Consider the following 3,369-nt stretch of genomic DNA (forward strand, 5'->3'; position numbering starts at 1 on the left):
GGCGGTGCGGAGGGCCCCTCGCGGGATGCGGCGCCCGTGCAGGACGCGCGCAGGCAGCCGCTGCCCGCGGAGGCCCCGATGCCCGGCGGCTCGTCCGACTCGACGCAGGGGCGCGCGTTCAGCGTGCGGACGCTCGGGCAGGGCGTGCCGTTCAGCCGGCAGGCTGCCCAGGTGCAGCAGCCCACGGCCACCCCGCCCCCGCACATGCCGGGCGGTTCCGGCCGCCGCCGCAAGCTGGGCACGCCGCCGGACCCGGCCGCGCGCCCCGAGCAGCGCCCGGAGCAGGCGGCCCGCCCGCATCCGCCGGCCGAGCAGCCGCCCGCACAGCCGTCCCTGGCCGGGCAGTCCCGGCTTGCCCCGGCCACCGAGGGCGCCGGACGGTCGTACGCCATAGGCGCCCCGGACGAGAACGCCGCCGAGGGTCCCGAGCCGCTGGACGGTCCGGGCGGGGCGGTCGAGATCGCGGACGCCCCGCGCCCGCAGCCGCTGGACGACGAGCTGCCGCCGGAGCCGCTGGACAACCCGAGGCGGCTGCTGGTGTGGCCCGCGCCGGACATCACCACCCAGCAGGCGCTGAGCGACCGCGGCTACCGTCCCGTGATCGTGCACTCGCGCGAGGAGGTCGACGCGCAGATCGCCGCCTTCCCGGCCGCGCTGTTCGTGGACCCGCTGACCGGGCCGATCACCCGGACCGCGCTGCAGTCGCTGCGGCAGGCGGCGGTGGCGGCGGAGGTGCCGGTCCTGGTCACGGCCGGGCTCGGACAGGCGACGCGCGAGGCGGCGTACGGCGCCGATCCCGCCGTACTGCTGAAGGCTCTCGCCCCACGGGACAGTGAGCAGCACCCGCCGCGGGTGCTGCTCATCGAGGAGCACGCGGAGATCGCGCTGGCGCTGACCTCGACGCTGGAGCGCCGGGGGATGCAGGTCGCGCGGGCGGCGAGCGACGCCGACGCGGTGACGCTGGCCGGGCAGCTCAGGCCGAACCTCGTCGTGATGGACCTGATGCAGGTGCAGCGGCGCCAGGCCGGTTCCGCCGGGATCATCGACTGGCTGCGGGCGAACGGGCAGCTCAACCGCACCCCGCTGGTCGTCTACACGGCCGCCGTGGACCAGGCGGACCTGCCGCGGCTGGCCTCGGGCGAGACGGTGCTGTTCCTGGCCGAGCGGTCGACCAGCGAAGAGGTGCAGAGCCGGATCGTCGACCTGCTCGCCCGCATCGGCACCAACTAGGGCACCGCCAGGGGCTGTCCCAGGCCCTGGCGTCGAATCCCCGCCTGCCCCGCGACGGGATGTGACGACAGGACCTAGCGGGCCACCAGCCTGCGGACCGCCTCCTTGATCGAGGCCCGCAGGCGTTCGTGGTCGCTGTCCTCCTCGCCCGCGAGGATGCGCCGCATCTGCGGGACGACGGTGGACCAGTTGGTCAGCGACACCAGCAGGATCAGCAGGTCGCCGGGCGGAATGGCGTCGGTGATGACGCCCCGGGCCTGGCCGTCCGCGATCGCGGCGACCTTGTTCGCGTAGTGGTCCCGGCGCGTGGCCTCGTCCGGCAGTTCGGCGGTGCCGTACTCGATGCCCTCCCAGTACAGGAGGCGCAGCAGTTCGGGGTGGGCTGCGTGGTAGTCGAGCAGCCGGTCGACCCAGCCCTCGATGTCGTCCGGGTCGACGGGGACGGCGGCGGCGAGATCGACCATGGACCTGCCGAGCACCTGGGTGAACAGCTCCGCCTTGTTGCCGAAGTAGGCGTAGATCAGCTGCTTGTTGGCCTTGGCCTGGCTCGCGATGCGGTCGATGCGGGCGCCCGCGATGCCGTGCTGGGCGAACTCGGCTACGGCCGCCTCGAAGATGCGCGCCTTGGTCGCTTCGGGGTCCCTGACTGCTGCCATGGTCACAGGGTAGCGGGACAGGTAACCAACTATTTGGTTGACAGGGAATCGGCAGAGGGCGAAGACTGTTCCCCAGTCGTCCAACCAACCAGTTAGTTATCCGAGTCGGCTCGAAGGAGCTCCTCCGCTCATGCCGTCAGCGACCACCACGGCCCACCCGCTCCGGACCCCCGTCCGGGACGGGAACGACGCCTCCCACACCCTTCTTCTCGTCCTCATAGCCGCCTGCACCGGCGTCACGGCCGCCAACATCTACCTCGCGGCCCCGCTGCTCCCGCTCATCGCCCACGACTTCGGCGCGACGCCCTCCGGCGTGGCCTGGATCGCCTCGGTCGCCCAGTTCGGCTACGCGGCCGGGCTGCTCTTCTTCGCCCCGCTCGGCGACAACGTCGACCGGCGCCGCCTGGTCGGCGCCCTCTCCCTGGTCACCACGGCGGCGCTGGTGGCGGGCGCGGCCGCCGGCGGGACCGGCACACTGGCGGCCGCCGTGCTGGTGGCGTCCGCGGCGACCGTCGTACCCCAGCTGCTGGTCCCGCTGGTCGCCGCCCGTGCCCCGGCCGACCGCCGGGCCCGCCATGTCGCGGCCGTCATCGCCGGACTGTTCACCGGGATCGTCGCGGCACGCGTGCTGGGCGGTCTGATCGGCCAGGCCTTCGGCTGGCGGGTGGTGTTCGCCGGGGCGGCCGTGCTGACCGCCGTCCTCGGCCTGGCGACCGCGTTCGCGCTGCCCACGGAGGACCCGCGGCCCCGGCGGCCGCTGTTCTCCGGGCTCACCGCCCTGCCCGGACTCGTGGGCCGCTCGCCCGACCTGTGGCGCGCCTGCCTGCGGCAGGCCGGGATGTACGGGGCGTGGAGCGCCCTGTGGACCTCGCTGGCACTGCTCCTGACAGGACGTTCCTACGGTCTGTCCACCGCGACCGCCGGGCTGTTCGGCCTGTTCGGGCTGGCGGCGAGTGCGGTGGCGCCGCTGGCGGGCGGGCTGGTGGACCGCTTCGGCGCCGCCAGGGTCGTGCGCTCCGCCTATCTGCTCGCCGCCGCCTCCGTGCCGCTGTTCTGGCTGGGCGGTCACGTCCTGCCCGCGCTGTTCGTGGCGGCGGTCGCGGTCCACGCGGCGCTGGTCGCCTCGCACGTCGCCAACCAGACCCTGGCGCTGACCACCACCTCCGCCCCCGCGACGGCCAACACCGCCTATGTGGTGGGGGGTTTCGCGGGCGGCGCCATCGCCTCGGCCCTCGCCGGCACCGCGTTCATCCACTGGGGCTGGGGCGGGGTCTGCGCGGTGGCGGGGCTGTGGCTGGTGCTGGGCTGGGGGACCACGGCGGTACGGCGCTGACGGCCGGGCGGGGAGCGGGCGGCCGGCACCGGGGTGGGCCGGGGGGGGCCCGCGGGGTCCTTCCCGGGGCGGCGGGGTGCGGGGTTCGGACGCGGGGGAGGTGCGCCAGCCCCGCCGCGGCTCGCCAGCGACGGACCGCTCTGTGCTACA

General features: G+C 74.9%; 2 protein-coding genes and 1 pseudogene. 2 read left to right on the plus strand and 1 reads right to left on the minus strand.

From position 1 onward, the window contains the following. Nucleotides 1-1,230 (plus strand): annotated as a pseudogene (locus ACFW2E_RS27105) (nickel transporter); the annotation flags it as partial. A gap of 74 nt (nucleotides 1,231-1,304) precedes the next feature. Here the strand turns inward: ACFW2E_RS27105 and ACFW2E_RS27110 are convergent. After that, nucleotides 1,305-1,886: a TetR family transcriptional regulator gene (locus tag ACFW2E_RS27110; protein ID WP_384469681.1), complete on the minus strand. Its 582-nt coding sequence runs from the start codon at nucleotides 1,884-1,886 to the stop codon at nucleotides 1,305-1,307. A gap of 130 nt (nucleotides 1,887-2,016) precedes the next feature. On the opposite strand from ACFW2E_RS27110, the gene ACFW2E_RS27115 reads away from it, so the two are divergent. After that, nucleotides 2,017-3,219 (plus strand): MFS transporter, encoded by a 1,203-nt coding sequence (locus ACFW2E_RS27115; protein WP_384469682.1) that lies wholly within the window; start codon nucleotides 2,017-2,019, stop codon nucleotides 3,217-3,219. The last annotated feature ends 150 nt before the right edge of the window (nucleotides 3,220-3,369 follow it).

This window comes from Streptomyces sp. NPDC058964 (genome assembly GCF_042741275.1).
GTDB lineage: Bacteria > Actinomycetota > Actinomycetes > Streptomycetales > Streptomycetaceae > Streptomyces.